Genomic DNA, 16,011 nt, shown 5'->3' with positions numbered 1-16,011 from the left:
CTTAACCGGTACTGAACCGAGTAAGGCAGCTAAAGGCAGTTAAGTCAACCGATGCCTGAAGGGCCAGCGCGGCCGCCCCGAACAGGCCCGCGTCGCGGCCCAGGGCCGCCGGCTCGACCCGCAGGCGGCGCAGGAACGCCATGCCGCGCCGCGCCTCAAGCGCCCGCCGGAGCGGGCCGAAGAGCACGTCCCCGGCCTCGGCCACGCCGCCGCCGACGACGACCCGGTCCACGTCGCACAGGGCGGCCGTCGTGAGCAGCCCGGTCGCGAGCGCCTCGGCGCCCCGGTCGAACGCCTGGCGCGCCACGGGATCCCCCGCGCCCGCCGCGGCGGCCAGGGCCCGCGCGTCCGGGCCGGACCAGCCCTGCCCGCGCGCCCAGCGGACCATCGCCGGGCCGCTGGCGAAGGTCTCCACGCAGCCGACCGCGCCGCACGGGCACGCCTCCCCGCGCGGGTCGACGGTGATGTGGCCGATGTGCCCCGCGTTGCCGGTCGGCCCCAGGTGCGGGCGGCCGTCGAGCACGAGGCCGCCGCCGATGCCGGTGGACACCACGACGCCGAGCAGCGAACCCGGCCGGCCGCCGCGCCACCACTCCCCCAGGGCCATGCACTGGGCGTCGCCGGCCAGGCTCAGCGGTACGGCCGGCAGCCACGCGGCCACCGTCGCCGTCAGCGGGAAATCCCGCCACGCCGGGATGTTCACGGGGCTGACGGTCCCGCGCTCCCGGTCCAGCGGCCCCGCCGAGCCGATCGCGGCGGCGTCGACGTGCCGCGGCCCGGTCGCGGCGATGACGCGGCGCAGCACCGCGACCGGGTCGGCGCCCGCGATCGGCTCCTCGGCGCGGGCGTGGACCTCGCCGTCGGCGTCGATGACCGCGGCCGCGAACTTCGTCCCGCCGACGTCGACGGCGAGCACGCGGGTCACGGCCGGGCCTCGAACTTCGTCCCGCCCACGCCGACGGCGAGCACGCGGGTCACGGCCGGGCCTCGAACTTCGTCCCGCCCACGCCGACGGCGAGCACGCGGGTCACGGCCGGGCCTCGAACTTCGTCCCGCCCACGCCGACGGCGAGCACGCGGGTCACGGCCGGGCCTCGTTCACGCACCGCAGCACGGGATGCGCCACGAGCGCTCGCGCGTCCAGCTCGGCCGGGCATGCGACGGTGAACCGGACGGACTCCCCGGGCAGCAGGGTGACCAGCTGATCGTCCACGGTGGCGTCGGGGTGCAGGCGGTCCGGGAACAGCGCCAGGTCCCGCAGGATCGTGCGCGCGGCGATCCGCACGGCGTAGCCGCCCGGGATCGCGTCCACCCGCGCGTCGAACGCGGCCGGCGGGAACGGCACGTGCGGGTCCTCGGCGAAGAAGCGCAGGTCGCGCCGCCCGTCGAAGGCCGCCTCGAGCACCTGGTCCTTGTCGCCGGCCGGGGCCGGGACGTGGGCGACCGAGCGCGGACCCGCCGTGACCGCGACGGACTCGGCGGCGAGCACCGCGCCGTCCAGCGCGCGCAGGGTCAGCGTCAGGGTGCCCGTCCACGGCTCGGCGGTGTCGTTGACGATCGCGACCCCGTCCTCGTGGAAGGTGAGCAGGCGCGGGGCGTAGGCGCGGCGCAGCGTGTACCAGAGCGGCTTGCGGCGCCGCCCGCCGTCGACCGCGGCCCAGGAGGTCACCGGCCAGCAGTCGTTGAGCTGCCAGACGACGGTGCCCATGCAGTAGGGCATCAGGGCCCGGAACCGCCGGACGCCGAACGCCATCGCGCGGGCCTGGTTGAGCTGCGTCCAGTAGTGCCAGTCGTCGAACGTCTCCGGGCGCGGCAGGTGCTCGCCGAGGCCGGACAGCAGCTTCGCGTTGCCGTCGATCGCCTTCTGGTGGTGGCGCACGCCGGGCGAGTCGGGGCCGAGCGGGTCGTCGGTGACCGCGGCGCGCAGGGTGGCGTAGGCGGGCGGGCCCTGGAAGCCGAACTCGGCGACGAACCGCGGCGTGTAGGCGGCGTAGTGCGTCCAGTCCTTCGAGCCCCACACCGTCCAGATGTGGATGGTGCCGGTGGCGGGGTCGCGCACGTCGCGGTCGGGGGCGCCCGAATACGGGGTGCCGGGCCAGTACGGGCGGGCCGGGTCGAGCTCGGCGACCAGGCGCGGCAGCAGGTCGAAGTAGTACCCGCCGCCCCAGCTGAGCCCGCCCAGCCCGTCGGGCCAGCCCCAGTGCTGGTGGCCCTCGATGTTCTCGTTGTTGCCGCACCACAGCATCAGGCTCGGATGGCCCATGAGCCGCGCGATGTTGTCCCGCGCCTCCGCCTCGACCTCGGCGGCGAACGGCTCCTCCTCCGGGTAGGCGGCGCACGCGAACGGGAAGTCCTGCCAGATCATGAGCCCGAGCTCGTCGGCGAGCGCGTAGAAGTCGTCGGACTCGTAGACGCCGCCGCCCCAGACCCGCAGCGCGTTGGCGCCCGCGTCGATCGCCTGGCCGAAGCGCTCGGCGAGCTCGGCCGGGCCGGTGCGGGCCGGGAAGGGGTCGTCGGGGATCCAGTTGAAGCCGCGCACGAACACGGGCTCGCCGTTGACGACGAGCCGGAAGGCGTCCGGGTCCAGCTCGACGCCGCGCAGCCCGACCCGGCTCGTGCGGGTGTCCCCGGCGGCGGTGACGACGAGGTCGTACAGGTGCTGCTCCCCATGACCGCGCGGCCACCACAGCCGCGGCTCGGGGATGTCCACGCGCAGCGTGAGCTCCTCCTGGCCGGGCGCGAGCGTGCCCTCGGCCCGCACCCCACCGACCGTGGCCGACACCTCCACCGCGGCCCCGACCGCGGCCTCTGTGGCCCGCTCGACGGCCACGGTGACGTCGACGCCGTCCGGGCGCGGGCTCGTGCGGGTCTGCGCGATCCGGGCGCCGGACCAGGAGTCGAGGCCGATCGAGCGCCAGATGCCGGCGGTGACCAGCGTGGGGCCCCAGTCCCAGCCGAAGTTGCAGGCCATCTTGCGGATGAACGCGTACGGCTCGTCGTACGGGCCCGGCCTCGCCCCGAGCCGCGCCGCCTGCGCCAGCGCGTACTCGTACGGCGCGGTGAACGCGATCTCGAGGTCGTTCGCCCCCTCGCGCAGCAGGTCGGTGACGTCGAAGCGGTAGCGGCGGTGCATGTTGCGTGTCTCGCCGGCCGGGTGCCCGTTCACGGTGATCGCGGCGATCGTGTCGAGGCCGTCGCAGACCAGGTCGACGCGGTCGAAGCCCTCGGGCCGCCACTGGAATTCCGTCGTGTACCGCCAGTGCGTCCGCCCGATCCAGCCGAGCGCGAGCTCATTGTCGTCGCGGTACGGGTCGTCGATGAGCCCGGCGGCGAGCAGGTCCGTGTGCACGCTGCCCGGCACCGTGGCCGGGACGCCCGCCAGGTTCGCGGGGCGTCTCCAGCGCGGGTCCTCCTCGGTGCCGGCGGCGGTGCCGATGGCGGTGACGGTCCAGCCTTCGTGCAGCGAGCGGTACATGCGCGGCCCCTGTGTCGTGTGGTGTAGCCTCGGCCCGAAACCTGGTTCTGAACCGAGTAAGCGCGCTCAACGTAGCCAGGGCCACGCGGGGTGTCAATGGCTCGGGTAGCGACAGGAGTGCGTTGTGGAGCTAGCATCGCCTGAACCGAGAAAGACGCCGAGGGAGCCGAGGTGAAGCGACCGACCATCGCCGACATCGCCCGCGAGGCCGGGGTGTCGAAGGGCGCGGTGTCCTACGCGCTCAACGGCCGCCCGGGCGTCTCCCCCGCCACCCGGGAGCGCATCCTCGAGGTGGCCGGCCGGCTGAACTTCCACGCCGACAGCAACGCCCGCGCGCTGGCCGGGGCCAAGGCCCGGGTCGTGGGCCTGACCCTGCAGCGGCCGCCGAGCACGCTGGGCGTCGAGCCGTTCTTCATGGAGCTGATCAGCGGCCTGGAGCTGGAGCTCTCCCGCCGCTCCTACGCCCTGCTGCTGCAGATGGCGGCCGGGCGCGACGAGGAGCTCGCGTTCTACCGCCGCTGGCACAGCGAGGGCCGCGTCGACGGCGTCCTCGTCTGCGACGTGCGCACCGGCGACCCCCGCGTCCCGGCGCTGGAGGAGCTCGGCCTGCCCGCGATCGTCATCGGCCCGCCGGACGCGAGCGGGTCGCTGCCGAGCGTGTGGTCGGACGACGCGCAGTCGATGGTGGAGGCGGTGGAGTATCTCGCCGCGCTCGGCCACCGCCGCGTCGCCCGCGTCGGGGGCATCGCCGAGTTCGCGCACACCGCGATCCGCACCGACGCGTTCACCGCGGTCTGCGCGCGGCTGGGCCTGCCCGACGCCGTGACGGTCGCGGCCGACTACACCGGCGAGTCGGGCGCCCGGGCGACCCGGCGGCTGCTCAGCGCCCAGGACCGCCCGACCGCGATCATCTACGACAACGACATCATGGCGGTGGCGGGCCTGACGGTCGCCCACGAGATGGGCGTCGCCGTGCCGTCGCAGCTGTCCATCATCGCCTGGGACGACTCCCCCGTCTGCCGCCTGCTGCACCCGCCCCTGACCGCCCTCACCCGCGACATCGGGGCCTACGGCGTCCGGGCTGCCCATCTGCTCCTGGCCGCGATCGACGGCGACCCGGTGACCAGCACCCACGGCGCCCCCGCCCACCTGAGCCCCCGAGGCAGCACCGCCCGCCTGACCCACCCCGCCTGACCCCGCACCCCCGCCTGACCCCGCACCCCTGACTGACCCCGCACCCCGCCTGACCCCACACCCCTGGCTGACCCCACACCCGCCGTCTCGACCCAACACGCCCTGGAGAACCCGCAGCCCTGCGGGTCCTTTCGCATGTCCGAAACGCACCATTTGCCGGGTTATAACGAATCGGTCAAGGGGGCTTTACCGCGGTCGCGGCGCGGTGCCATATTGCGTCCGCTCTACTAAAACGCTTTAGGCCCGAACGGAGCGCACCCCATGTTCAGACGAGCGTTCGTCGCCATACTCGCCGCCACCGCCCTCACGGCGGCCGCCTGCGGCGGCTCGAGCGGCAAGTCCGGCACCTCGGACGAGGCCCTGTCCCCCACCGACGCCGGCGCCGTGTCCGGCGACATCACCGTGCTGACCAACCGCACCGACCTGGTGACCGACGGCACGATGCAGAAGTACGCCGACCAGTTCAAGCAGCTCTACCCGAAGGTGAACGTCAAGTTCGAGGGCGTCACCGACTACGAGGGCGAAGTCAAGATCCGGATGAACACCGAGAACTACGGTGACGTCCTGCTGATCCCGAACACGGTGTCCACAGAGGACTATCCGAAGTACTTCGCCTCGCTCGGCGGCGCGGCCGATTTGCAGAGCAAGTACAGCTTCACCGACAAGGCGAAGGTCGGCGACAAGGTGTACGGGGTGGCCGGCTTCGCGTACGTCAACGGCTTCGTCTACAACAAGGACGTCTGGAGCCAGGCGGGCGTCACGGCGTGGCCCACCACGCCCGAGGAGTTCGTGGCCGACCTGCAGGCGATCAAGTCGAAGACGAGCGCCACGCCGTACTACACCAACTACCACGACGGCTGGCCGCTGAGCTCCTGGTCCAGCGTCGTCGGCTCGGTCAGCTGCGACCCGAAGGCGAACGACAAGCTGCCCACCACCGACCCGTGGGCGCCCGGCGCCGATCTGAGCACCGGCGACACGCTGCTCTACGACATCGTGAAGAACAAGCTCTCCGAGGCCGACCCGACCGCCACCAACTGGGAGGACTCGAAGGGCGCGATCGCCACCGGCAAGATCGCGACGATGTGGCTCGGGTCGTGGGCCATCGTGCAGATGCAGGACGCGGCGAAGAAGGCCGGCAAGGACCCGAACAGCATCGGCTACATGCCCTTCCCGAAGCAGGTCGGCGGGAAGTTCTGCTCGGTCGTGGCGCCGGACTACCAGTACGCCATCAACAGCCACTCGAAGCACAAGGCGGCCGCCCGCGCCTGGTTCGACTGGTTCATCGACAAGTCCGACTCGGCCGCGGTGAACCAGGCCGTCTCCGCGGTCAAGGGCGCCCCGATGCCGCCGGCGCTGCAGCCGTTCACCGCGGCGGGCGTGCAGTTCATCGAGCTGTCGCAGGCCGAGTCGGCGAAGCTCACGAAGATCGACAACGCCTCCGAGGTCGGCATCAGCAAGCCCGACTACCGCCAGAAGATCGTCGACACCGCCCGCGGCGCGGCGCCCGGCGATCTCAAGGGCATCTTCACCGACCTGTCCAAGCGCTGGACGGAAGCGGCCAAGACCGTCGGCTGATCCGGGAGGCGGGCCGGTCTCGCCGGCCCGCCTCTCTCGGCGAAAGGAAGCCCGTGAAACGGTTCACCCCCTGGATCTACCTGCTACCGGCGCTGGCGCTGCTGGTCGTGTTCACGTACATCCCCGTCGGCAGCATGGTGGGGTACAGCTTCACGGACTGGGACGGCCTGGGCGACGACCCGGCGTTCGTCGGGGCCGGGAACTACGTGGAGCTGTTCACCCGGCCGGAACTGTTCCAGGTGTTCTTCGTCAGCCTCTACTACGTGGCCGCCTCCGGGGTCCAGATCGCGCTCGCCCTCTACTTCGCGTTCATCCTCAGCTTCAAGCTGCGGCTACGGAACCTGTTCAAGGGCGTCCTGTTCTTCCCGTACCTCATCAACGGCGTCGCGGTGTCGTTCGTCTTCCTGTACTTCTTCCGCCCCCACGGCACCCTCGACTCGGTGCTGGCGCTGTTCGGCGCCCACCCGGACAAGCTCTGGCTCGGCGACCCGGACCTCGTGAACGTGTCGCTGTCGGGCGTCTCGGTGTGGCGGTTCACCGGGCTCACCTTCGTGCTGTTCCTCGGCGCGATCCAGGCGATCCCGGGCGAGCTGTACGAGGCCGCCGAGCTCGACGGGGCGAGCCGCTGGCAGATCTTCCGGCACATCGTCGCGCCCGGCATCCGCCCCATCATCAGCCTGAGCGTCATCCTCGCCGTGTCCGGGTCGCTGTCGGTGTTCGAGATCCCGTTCGTGATGACCGGCGGCGCGGGCGAGTCCAAGACGTTCGTGATCCAGACCATCAAGCTCGCCTTCCAGTTCAACAAGACGGGGCTCGCCTCGGCCGCGGCCGTCGTGCTGCTGCTCATCGTGCTGCTGGTCACCTGGCTCCAGCGGCGCCTCGTCCCCGACGAGAGGACCGACCTGACGTGAGAGCGAACCTCATGCGGTACACCATGCTGGTCCTGGCTTCTGTCGTTGTGCTCCTGCCGCTGGTGACCGTGTTCCTGACGTCGCTGAAGACGCCGGAGGAGATGGCCACGGGCGACACCCTCGCCCTGCCGCACGACTGGCTGAACTTCAGCAACTACGCCACCGCGTTCAGCTCCGGCCACATGCTGACCGGCTTCCTGAACACCGGCATCATCCTGCTGGTCTCGGTGCTGGGCACCGTGCTGGCCGGCACCCTGGCCGCCTACGCGCTCGACCGCTTCCAGTTCCGGTTCAAGCGACTGGTCGTCGGGGCGTTCCTCGTCGCCACCCTGGTGCCCGGGGTCACCACGCAGGTGGCGACGTTCCGGGTGATCGACACGCTGGGGCTGTTCGACTCGCGGTGGGCGCCGATCCTGCTCTACATGGGGACCGACATCGTCGCCATCTACATCTTCATGCAGTTCATGCGCGGGATTCCGGTCTCGCTGGACGAGGCGGCCCGGCTCGACGGGGCCTCGACGTTCAAGATCTACCGGTCGGTCATCCTGCCGCTGCTCAAGCCCGCGATCGCCACGGTCGTCATCATCAAGGGCATCTTCGTCTACAACGACTTCTACATCCCGTTCCTCTACATGCCCTCGGAGGAGCTCGGCACCATCTCCACGTCGCTGTTCCGCTTCAAGGGCCCGTTCGGCGCCCACTGGGAGACGATCTCGGCCGGGGCGGTCCTGGTCATCCTGCCGACCCTTATCCTGTTCCTGCTGCTGCAACGGTTCATCTACAACGGCTTCACGTCCGGGGCCACCAAGTGACGATCCAGGGAACGCCGTGAGACGCCCCACCATCAGCGACATCGCCGAGGCCGCCGGCGTCTCGATCGGCGCCGTGTCGTTCGCGCTCAACGACCGGCCCGGCGTCTCCGCGCAGACCCGCGAGCGCATCCGGGCCATCGCGGCCGAGATGGGCTGGCAGCCCAGCGCCGCCGCGCGCAACCTGTCCGCGGCCCGGGCCGAGGCGATCGGGCTCGTGATCGCCCGCGACGCGGCGACGCTGGGGGTGGAGCCGTTCTACATGAAGTTCATCGCCGGGCTGGAGACGGAGCTGTCAGCGACCGGCACGGCCCTGGTGCTGCAGGTGGTCGGCGACCACGAGAAGGCGATCGAGGCGCTGCGCGGGCTGTGGGCGGCGCGGCGCATCGACGCGACGATCCTCACGGACCTGTGGGTGAACGACGAGCGGGTCGCGGCCCTGGACCGGCTCGGCCTGCCGGGCATCCTCGTCGGCCACCCGTCGGTCCGCCCGCCCGGCTCCGGCACCCCGGCGGTGTGGAGCGACGACGCGGCCGCGCTCACCGAGGCGGTCGGCTACCTGGCCGGCATCGGGCACCGGCGCATCGCCCGGGTCGGCGGCCTCGTGTCGCTTTCACACACCCGGCTCCGCACCGCCGCGTTCCGGGCCGCGGCGCGCCGCCACGAGCTCGTCGCCGCCGAGGTGGTCGACACCGACTACACCTGGGAGGCGGGCGCCTGGGCGACCGAGCGGCTGCTGACCGCGGCCGAGCCGCCGACGGCCATCATGTTCGACAACGACATCATGGCGACCGCGGGCCTGCACGTGGCCCGCAAGCTGGGCCTCGACGTGCCGGGGCGGCTCTCGATCGTGGCCGGCGACGACTCCCAGCTGTGCGAGATGGCCTTCCCGGCCCTGAGCGCCCTGGCCCGGGACGTGCACGCCTACGGCGCCAACGCCGCCCGTGTGCTGCTGGCGTTCCTGGCCGGCGGTCCCCCGTCGGACTACCAGGACGCCACGCCCCGCCTGCTCCTGCGGGACAGCATCGCGCCGCCGCCGCGCTGAGGCGGTTAGGCTTCGTCCCATGGCGGGACGGCGACCGACGATGAGCGACATCGCCCGGCGCGTCGGCGTGTCCCGGGTCGCCGTGTCCTATGCGCTCAACGGCCGCCCCGGCGTCTCCGAGGATCTGCGCGAGCGGGTCCGCGAGGTGGCCGAGGAGCTGGGCTTCACCGCGCACCGGGCCGCCGTCGCGCTGCACGGCGCGGCCGCCGACGTGGTGGGGCTGGTCCTGCGCCGCACGTCCGCGGCCCTGCGCAGCGAGGTGTTCCGGCGGCAGTTCATCGCCGGGCTGCAGATGGAGCTGTCCGCGCGCGGCTTCGGCCTCGCCCTGCAGTTCGTCGAGGACGTCGGCGAGGAGATCGCCGTCTACCGCCGCTGGCACGCCGAGCGCCGGGTCGACGGCGTGATCCTGTGCGACCTGCGGGTGGACGACCCCCGGCTGCCGGCCGTGCGGGAGCTGGGCCTGCCGGCGGTCGTCGCCGGCGGCTCGGGTGAGCTGACGGGCATGGCGAACCTGTCGACCGACGAGCACGCGGGCGCGGCGAAGGTCGCGGGGCTGCTGGCGGCCCTGGGGCACCGGCGCGTGGCCCGGGTGAGCGGCCCGGCGGACCTGGCGCACACCGCGGCCCGCACGGCGGCCCTCGACGCGGTGCTCGACGCGGGGGCGCCGTTCGGCCCGATCCCGACGACGGCCGCGGACTACACCGGGGAGGCGGCGGCGACGGCGACGCGGCGCCTGCTCAGCGGCCGCGACCGTCCGACGGCGATCGTCTACGACAACGACCTCATGGCCCTCGCCGGGCTCGGCGTGGCCGCCGAGATGCACGTGTCCGTCCCGGCCGAGGTGTCGATCCTGGCGTGGGAGGACTCCCCGCTGTGCCAGCTCGTGCACCCGGCGCTCACGGTGTTGCAGCGCAACGTCACCGACTACGGGATGCGCACCGCCCGGCTGCTGTTCGAGCTGCTGGACGGCGGCCCGCCGCGCAGCGTGCGCTACGGCAACGCCGTCCTGGTCGTCCGCGACTCCACCGGCCCGGCCCCTACCGAGCGGTCCAGCCACCGTCGATGAGCATCACCTCGCCGGTGATGAGCGACGCGGCCGGGGAGACCAGGAACAGCACCGCCCCGGCGACCTCCATCGGCTCGCCGATGCGGTGCAGGGCCGCGATCCGCTCGACTACGTCGGCGCGGTGGGCCGGGTCGGCGAGGTAGTCCGCGGTGCCCGGCGTGTGCACGAAGGTCGGGGCGACCGCGTTGACCGTGACGCCGTGCGGGCCCTATTCCACGGCCAGGCACCGGGTCAGGTGGGCGATCGCCGCCTTCGTCATGCAGCAGACCGACTCGCCCGGCAGGGCCACCGCGCCGGCCTGGGAGCCGACGTTCACGATCCGGCCGTAGCCCTGGCGGATCATCACCCGGCCGGCGGCCTGGCTCGCGAAGAAGGTGCCCTTGAGGTTGACCGCGAGGGTGGCGTCGAAGTCGGCCTCGGTCACGTCCTCGGCCCGGTTCTCGGGGGCGATGCCGGCGTTGTTCACGAGGATGTCGAGCCGGCCGAAGTGCTCCACCGTGGCGTCGACGGCCGCGCGGACCTGGCCCGGGTCGGTGACGTCCGTCGGCAGCGGGAGCACCCGGCGGCCCAGGGCCTCGATCTGCGCGGCCAGGCCGGCGTCGGCGTTCACGTCGCGCAGGCCCAGGGCCACGTCGGCGCCCGCGTTGGCGAGGGTGAGCGCGATGGCCCGGCCGAGGCCGCGGGCGGCCCCGGTCACGAGGGCGATCCGGCCGGGGATCTCGAAACTGGGGAAGTCGGTGGTCACAGCGTCAGCGTAGGTCTTGCCACCGCGGACGTCGCCGCGCCAGGGCCAGCGGATGCTGGGCCCCGGCGCGGTCTCTGGCGGGAGCGACGGTCCGCAGGTGGCGCGGACCCGAGCAGGGATTCGCCTATGCGGGAATGTTCCAGTTCTGGTTCGCCTGCCCGTTGCAGGTCCAGATCTGGATCTGCGTGCCGTCGGCGCTGCTCTGCCCGGTCACGTCGAGGCACTTGCCGGTCTCGGGGTTGCGCAGCGTCTGGCCGTTGCGCGCCCACTGCTGGTGCGTGTTGCCGTTGCAGTCCCACAGCTGCACCTTCGTGCCGTCCGCGTTCACCCCGCCGGCCACGTCGAGGCACTTGCCGAGCGCGCGCAGTGTGCTGTCCGAGCCCACCGTCCAGGTCTGCGCGCCGGTGCCGTTACAGGTGTACAGCTGGATCTTCGTCCCGTTCGCCGTCCCCGACGCGGCCACGTCGAGGCACTTGCCCGCCAGTCCCGTGACCGGTCCGCCGCCCGGCGAGGAGGAGCCGCCGGGGACCGTGAACTCGCCGCGCACCAGGACCCGGCTGTTGAAGTAGGTGTTCTGCACGTTCGCGTTGGTGTTGTACGCCGGGTCCTGCAGGTACTCCGCCCACACCATGAAGTAGGTCCAGCGCGGCTGGGCGTTGAGCAGGGCCACGCTCGGCACCTGCCCGACCTCGGCCAGGGCGATCGGCTTGCCGCCGGCCACGTTCAGCATCGCCTGGTAGTCGGACGTGCTCGGGGCGAGCTTCACCCACATGTCGAGCGTGGCGACGTCCACATAGGACGCTCCCGGCCAGTAGTCGCCGATCGAGCCCATGTTGGTGTCCTTGACGTTCCACACCCACACGAGGTTGGACAGGCCCTGGCCCACGTAGTAGTCGTGCACGATCTGGAACAGCTTGCGGCTGCCGTTGGCGCCGGGGCGCCCGCCCCACCACGACCAGCCCTCGTTCATCTCGTGGACCGGGCGGAACAGCACCGGCACGCCCGCGTTCTGCAGCTGCCGCATGTAGGGCACGGCCTCGTTGAGCCGGTTCTTGAACGCCGTGTTGAGCGCGCTGCCGTCGGTGACGAGCTGGCTCCACTGGCTGTCGGAGAGGTGGCTGAGCACGCCGGCCGAGTCCCAGCCGCACGTGGAGCCGACCGTGGGCGGGCACATGTGCCAGGTCAGCGCGACGAGCGAGCCGCCCTGCCACTGCCGGACGGCCTCGCTGACCATCGTCTGGCGCGCGTTGACGTCGGAGGAGGCGAACAGGAAGTCGCCGCCCCACAGGCCGGGCGTCTGACCGGTGATGCCCTGGGCGACCCGCGTCCACTTGGTCGGGTCCGAGTTGGGTTCGCGGTTGTGCTGCCCGGTGATCGTGTACTGCCCGGAAATGCCCGACAGGTAGTTGACCAGCGCCGTCCGCGTCGATGCGGGGAACGCCTGGGCGGGCGCGGGGTTGGCGATGAGCGCGGCGAGCAGGATCGCCGCCGCGGCGAGAGCCTTGCGCACGAGGACTCCTTCCGGGACCGGGCGAGGCGGCGCCCGGACCCATCGGTTCAGTACCTTTACTGAACCGAGTAAGCGCCCCGACAGTAGAACCGGAGGGTCACGGCTGTCAATACGAGCAAAAAGCGAGGAAGGCCGTCAGCCGACGGGTTCGAGGACCGCGTCCGCGGGGACCGGGTGGCCGAGCAGATACCCCTGCACCCGGTCGCAGCCGAGGCCGCACAGCAGGTCGTAGTGCTCCTCGGTCTCCACGCCCTCCGCGACCGTCACCAGCCCGAGACTGCGCGCCAGGTCCACGATCGCCCGCACCAGCGCGGTCTGCCCGGCCACGTCGTCGCGGCTGTGCGGCAGGAACGAGCGGTCGATCTTGAGGATGTCGATCGGCAGGTCCCGCAGGTAGGCCAGGGACGAGTACCCGGTGCCGAAGTCGTCGATGGCGACCTTCACGCCGATCGCGCGCAGCGCCGTGAGGTGCGCGATGGTCTGCTCCGCCTGCGGCCCGGCGCCGACGAGCACCCCCTCGGTGATCTCCAGGGTGAGCGCGTGACCCGGCAGCCCCGAGGCGGACAGGGCCGCGTGCACCCGGGCCACGAAGTCCGGCTCGGCCAGCTGCCGCGGCGAGACGTTCACGCTCACGCCCGCCCCGGTGGCCGCGTGCCACGGCGCGGCATCCCGGCAGGCGCGGTTGAGCACCCAGTCGCCGAGCGCCACGATGAGCCCGCTCGCCTCCGCGGCCGGGATGAACCGGTCCGGCCCGATCGGCGCCGCGGCCGGCGGGCACCAGCGCACGAGCGCCTCGAAGCCGACGGTGCGGTCCCCGCCGAGCGCGACGATCGGCTGGTAGTGCACGGCGAGCTCGTCGGCCGCGAGGGCCGCCCGCAGCCGCTGCGCGGTCTGGCTGCGCTGCAGCTGCCGGTCGCGCAGCTGCTCGTCGAAGGCGACGACGCGGTCCTTGCCGGCCGCCTTCGCCGCGTACAGGGCCACGTCGGCGTCCGCGAGCACGATCGTCGCGCTGTACCCGGCGCTGAACCCGCGCGCCCCCGCCGTGCCGGAGACGAACAGCTCGGAGCCGTTCACGTCGACGGGCCGGCGCAGCGCCGCGAGCAGCCGCTCGCCCCGCTCCAGCAGGTCCGCCTCCCCCACGCCCGGGCACAGCAGCGCGAACTCGTCCCCGCCGAGCCGGGCCAGGGTGTCGCCGGGGGTCAGCAGCGCCTCGAGCCGGCGGGCCACCTCGACGAGCAGCGCGTCGCCGGTCGGGTGCCCGAAGCGGTCGTTGACGTCCTTGAACCCGTCGAGGTCGAACAGGATCAGCCCGCCCCGGCCGCCGGCCGCGAGCAGCTCGGTGAGCCGGTCGTCGAGCAGCCGCCGGTTCGGCAGGCCGGTGAGCGCGTCGTGCAGCGCGTGGTGGCGCAGCAGGGCCTGCATCTGCGACTGCTGCCGCAGGGCGTCCTGCAGGTCGAGGGCCCGGCGCCGCTCGACCCGCCCGGCGTGCCCGAGCCGGATCACCAGCAGCAGGGCGGTGACGGCGGTCGGCACGAGCGGTACCACGACGTCGGGCACGTCGAGGCTGGGCTCGCGCAGCTCGCGCAGCAGCGACCAGGCCGTGGCCGCCGGCCCGACGAGCACGACGACGGCGACCACCACGGTGCCCCACGTGGCCGAGGACGGCCGGGCCGGCGCCGGGGGCATCGCGGCCGTCGGGTGCAGCACGGACGCGCCGAGGAACAGGTAGGTCGCGGCCCAGCCGGCGGACGTGATCCCCGAGCCGGCCCAGCCGCCGCCGCCGGCAACCGAGACGAAGTACAGGATGTCGGACGTGAGCAGGCACGCGGCCCCGCCGAGCAGCAGCAGGTGGGTGGCCCGCAGCGCCCCGGCGGCGACCACCATCCGCACCGCGGTGGCGAGGATGAGCAGGTCGAGCGCCGGGAACAGGGCGACGCTGAGGCTGACCGAGTGCTCGGGCCGGTCGCGCACGAACGGGTCGTACAGCGCCACCCAGGTCACCACGACGGCCGTGCAGAGCGCGACCCCGGCCTCGGTGAACCCGGCGAGCGCGGAGCCGTACCGGTGCACCGCCGGCTGCCCGAGCATCGCCGCGCCGATCAACGGGTACATGGCGAAGTAGATGCCGTCGACGAGCGGCAGGTCGCCGCCGGTGCCGCCGAGGCCGAGGTCGGCCGCCCAGCACAGGTTCGCGGTCACGGCGCAGCCCATCGCGGCGACCATGATCCACCAGGCCCGCCGGCGGGCGACCCGGCCCGCGCGCAGGCGGCGGACGATGACGGCGATGGCGACGGCGCCGCCGAGGGCGTAGACGAGCTGGCGCTCGAACACGGGCAGCAGCGGAGCAGCCAGGGCGACGGGCAGCCCGCCGACGAGGTACCACATCCATGCCCGCATGCCCTCAACTGTTCCCGCCGCCGGGTGCAGCCCCGGTGCTCAGCCGGTTGCTCTCCGGGCCAGCCAGTCCCGCGACGCCCCGCCGAGGGCCGCGGCCGTGCTCGCCAGCCGGGGATGATCCGCGGCACGCGCCGCCAGGTCCAGCAGGAAGCCCGCGTGCGCGGCCAGGAACGCGTCGATCACGCGCGGCGGGAGGTCGCGGGTGAGCGGGTTCGCGGCGCACAACGCCTCCGCGTCGGGCGAACCGGCCATGAGCATGAGCGCGTCGCAGTACGCCGGGCCGACCCACGCGTGCGCCCAGTCGACGATGGAGACGCGCTCCGGCGACACCAGCGCGTTGAACAGGTAGAGGTCCCCGTGCAGGAGCGTGTCGCCGGCCAGGTCCAGCGACTCGAGCCCGGCCAGGCGCGGCCGGGTCGGCGGGCGGATGGGGGCCGGCGTCAGCGCGCCCGCCATGGCCGTCACGGCGTCCAGGACGCGCGGCAGGTCCGCCGGGCCCGGCATCGAGGCCGCGACGAACTCGAACCCGAGCACCGCCCACGGGCCGTCGTCGAAGGCGAAGAGCAGCTTCGGCGACGGTACCGATGCCGGAAGCCCGGCCGCGACGACCGCCTCGCGCCGGTGGAAGTCGCGCACCGCCGGGTCGGCGGCCGCCTTCACGAACACGGCCCGCCCGTCGGCGAGCCGCAGCCGGGCCGCCGCCCCCTCCGAGTGCCCGCCCGCAAGGTCGACGGCGCCGGCGACCGGGCTTCCCAGGCGCTCCCGCACGCCACCGCGCACCGGCTCCGGCAGCGCGGACCACGATACTGTCCCCATGGCCGAACAGTACGTGTCCGCGTTCGCGATCGACCCCGCCGACCTCGCCGCCGCCACCGCCGGCAACCCGCCCGAGCTGCACGAGATCGGCCGGGCCATCCTGCCCGGCCGCGGCTGGCACAAGCTCGCCAAGGCGCTGCGCCACTGGGGGCTGCCGGGCGTCGCCGCACTATGGAAGCACCCGTACCAGGCGCCGTGGGCCGAGCACCTGGTCGGCAACGACCCGTGGCCGTTCCCGATGCACGCCCCGGCCGGCGCGCTGGACGGCCTCGCCGCCGAGCTCGAGGCCTTCGACACCGGGCGGATCTACGAGGAGTACCAGCACCTGCCCGACGGCGACGACGACGTCGAGGAGGCCGCGTGGCTCGTCGGCGAGAAGCTGCCGCAGTGGGTGGCGGCCGCCCGCGAGCAGGGCCGCGATCTTTACCTGACCCGGGACGGCTTCAAGTAGCCCGGCGCTGGGTACGCC

General features: G+C 73.0%; 12 protein-coding genes and 1 pseudogene. 7 read left to right on the top strand and 6 right to left on the bottom strand.

Annotation, left to right across the window (positions count from 1 at the left end; translation table 11 throughout):
- Nucleotide 1: 1 nt before the first annotated feature.
- Both ABT369_RS22405 and ABT369_RS22400 read right to left on the bottom strand, forming a co-directional pair.
- Nucleotides 2-925, bottom strand: coding sequence for an ROK family protein (locus tag ABT369_RS22405; RefSeq protein WP_350614541.1), 924 nt, complete (start codon nt 923-925; stop codon nt 2-4).
- A 155-nt stretch (nt 926-1,080) separates the two neighbouring features.
- Nucleotides 1,081-3,474, bottom strand: coding sequence for a glycoside hydrolase family 2 protein (locus ABT369_RS22400; RefSeq protein WP_350614540.1), 2,394 nt, complete (start codon nt 3,472-3,474; stop codon nt 1,081-1,083).
- Between the two features lie 171 nt (nt 3,475-3,645).
- Here ABT369_RS22400 and ABT369_RS22395 point away from each other — a divergent pair, with 171 nt between their 5' ends.
- From ABT369_RS22395 to ABT369_RS22370, 6 genes are all read left to right on the top strand, one after another.
- A complete protein-coding gene (locus ABT369_RS22395; protein ID WP_350614539.1) occupies nt 3,646-4,668 on the top strand; it encodes a LacI family DNA-binding transcriptional regulator in 1,023 nt (340 codons plus the stop codon).
- 261 nt (nt 4,669-4,929) lie between these two features.
- Entirely contained in the window at nt 4,930-6,243 is a 1,314-nt protein-coding gene (locus ABT369_RS22390) for an ABC transporter substrate-binding protein (RefSeq protein WP_350614538.1), read from the top strand.
- 53 nt (nt 6,244-6,296) lie between these two features.
- On the top strand, nt 6,297-7,154 hold the full coding sequence (locus ABT369_RS22385; RefSeq protein ID WP_350614536.1) for a carbohydrate ABC transporter permease: 858 nt from the start codon (nt 6,297-6,299) through the stop codon (nt 7,152-7,154).
- On the top strand, nt 7,151-7,966 hold the full coding sequence (locus ABT369_RS22380) for a carbohydrate ABC transporter permease (protein ID WP_350614535.1): 816 nt from the start codon (nt 7,151-7,153) through the stop codon (nt 7,964-7,966). Before ABT369_RS22385 ends, ABT369_RS22380 begins: the two co-directional genes overlap by 4 nt.
- Before the next feature lie 16 nt (nt 7,967-7,982).
- Nucleotides 7,983-9,008, top strand: coding sequence for a LacI family DNA-binding transcriptional regulator (locus tag ABT369_RS22375; protein ID WP_350614533.1), 1,026 nt, complete (start codon nt 7,983-7,985; stop codon nt 9,006-9,008).
- A 19-nt stretch (nt 9,009-9,027) separates the two neighbouring features.
- Entirely contained in the window at nt 9,028-10,074 is a 1,047-nt protein-coding gene (locus ABT369_RS22370; RefSeq protein WP_350614531.1) for a LacI family DNA-binding transcriptional regulator, read from the top strand.
- Here ABT369_RS22370 and ABT369_RS22365 read toward each other — a convergent pair.
- The 4 genes and pseudogenes from ABT369_RS22365 to ABT369_RS22350 all read right to left on the bottom strand — a co-directional run bounded on the left by ABT369_RS22365 (nt 10,046) and on the right by ABT369_RS22350 (nt 15,542).
- A pseudogene (locus ABT369_RS22365) lies at nt 10,046-10,771 on the bottom strand (SDR family NAD(P)-dependent oxidoreductase). The gene ABT369_RS22370 and the pseudogene ABT369_RS22365 sit on opposite strands and share 29 nt — an antisense overlap.
- 172 nt (nt 10,772-10,943) lie before the next feature.
- Nucleotides 10,944-12,329: a glycosyl hydrolase gene (locus ABT369_RS22360; protein ID WP_350614529.1), complete on the bottom strand. Its 1,386-nt coding sequence runs from the start codon at nt 12,327-12,329 to the stop codon at nt 10,944-10,946.
- Between the two features lie 135 nt (nt 12,330-12,464).
- A complete protein-coding gene (locus ABT369_RS22355; RefSeq protein ID WP_350614527.1) occupies nt 12,465-14,726 on the bottom strand; it encodes a putative bifunctional diguanylate cyclase/phosphodiesterase in 2,262 nt (753 codons plus the stop codon).
- Between the two features lie 39 nt (nt 14,727-14,765).
- On the bottom strand, nt 14,766-15,542 hold the full coding sequence (locus ABT369_RS22350) for a protein kinase family protein (protein WP_350614525.1): 777 nt from the start codon (nt 15,540-15,542) through the stop codon (nt 14,766-14,768).
- Here ABT369_RS22350 and ABT369_RS22345 point away from each other — a divergent pair.
- The gene (locus ABT369_RS22345) at nt 15,541-15,993 is read left to right on the top strand and encodes a hypothetical protein (protein ID WP_350614524.1); all 453 of its coding nucleotides are present in this window, start codon (nt 15,541-15,543) and stop codon (nt 15,991-15,993) included. The genes ABT369_RS22350 and ABT369_RS22345 overlap by 2 nt on opposite strands.
- The last annotated feature ends 18 nt before the right edge of the window (nt 15,994-16,011 follow it).

It is taken from the genome of Dactylosporangium sp. NPDC000244, assembly GCF_040300725.1.
In the GTDB taxonomy this organism is placed as follows: Bacteria; Actinomycetota; Actinomycetes; order Mycobacteriales; family Micromonosporaceae; genus Dactylosporangium.
Note: the sequence above shows the minus strand (reverse complement) of the source record. Positions and strands in the feature narration are given on the sequence as shown.

What these genes read in the sequence shown, in the direction of transcription:
- ABT369_RS22370 (WP_350614531.1), top strand. Translation starts at nt 9,028, where the DNA reads ATGGCGGGACGGCGACCGACGATGAGCGACATCGCCCGGCGCGTCGGC.
- ABT369_RS22390 (WP_350614538.1), top strand. Translation starts at nt 4,930, where the DNA reads ATGTTCAGACGAGCGTTCGTCGCCATACTCGCCGCCACCGCCCTCACG.
- ABT369_RS22350 (WP_350614525.1), bottom strand. Translation starts at nt 15,542, where the DNA reads ATGGGGACAGTATCGTGGTCCGCGCTGCCGGAGCCGGTGCGCGGTGGC.
- ABT369_RS22355 (WP_350614527.1), bottom strand. Translation starts at nt 14,726, where the DNA reads ATGCGGGCATGGATGTGGTACCTCGTCGGCGGGCTGCCCGTCGCCCTG.
- ABT369_RS22345 (WP_350614524.1), top strand. Translation starts at nt 15,541, where the DNA reads ATGGCCGAACAGTACGTGTCCGCGTTCGCGATCGACCCCGCCGACCTC.
- ABT369_RS22400 (WP_350614540.1), bottom strand. Translation starts at nt 3,474, where the DNA reads ATGTACCGCTCGCTGCACGAAGGCTGGACCGTCACCGCCATCGGCACC.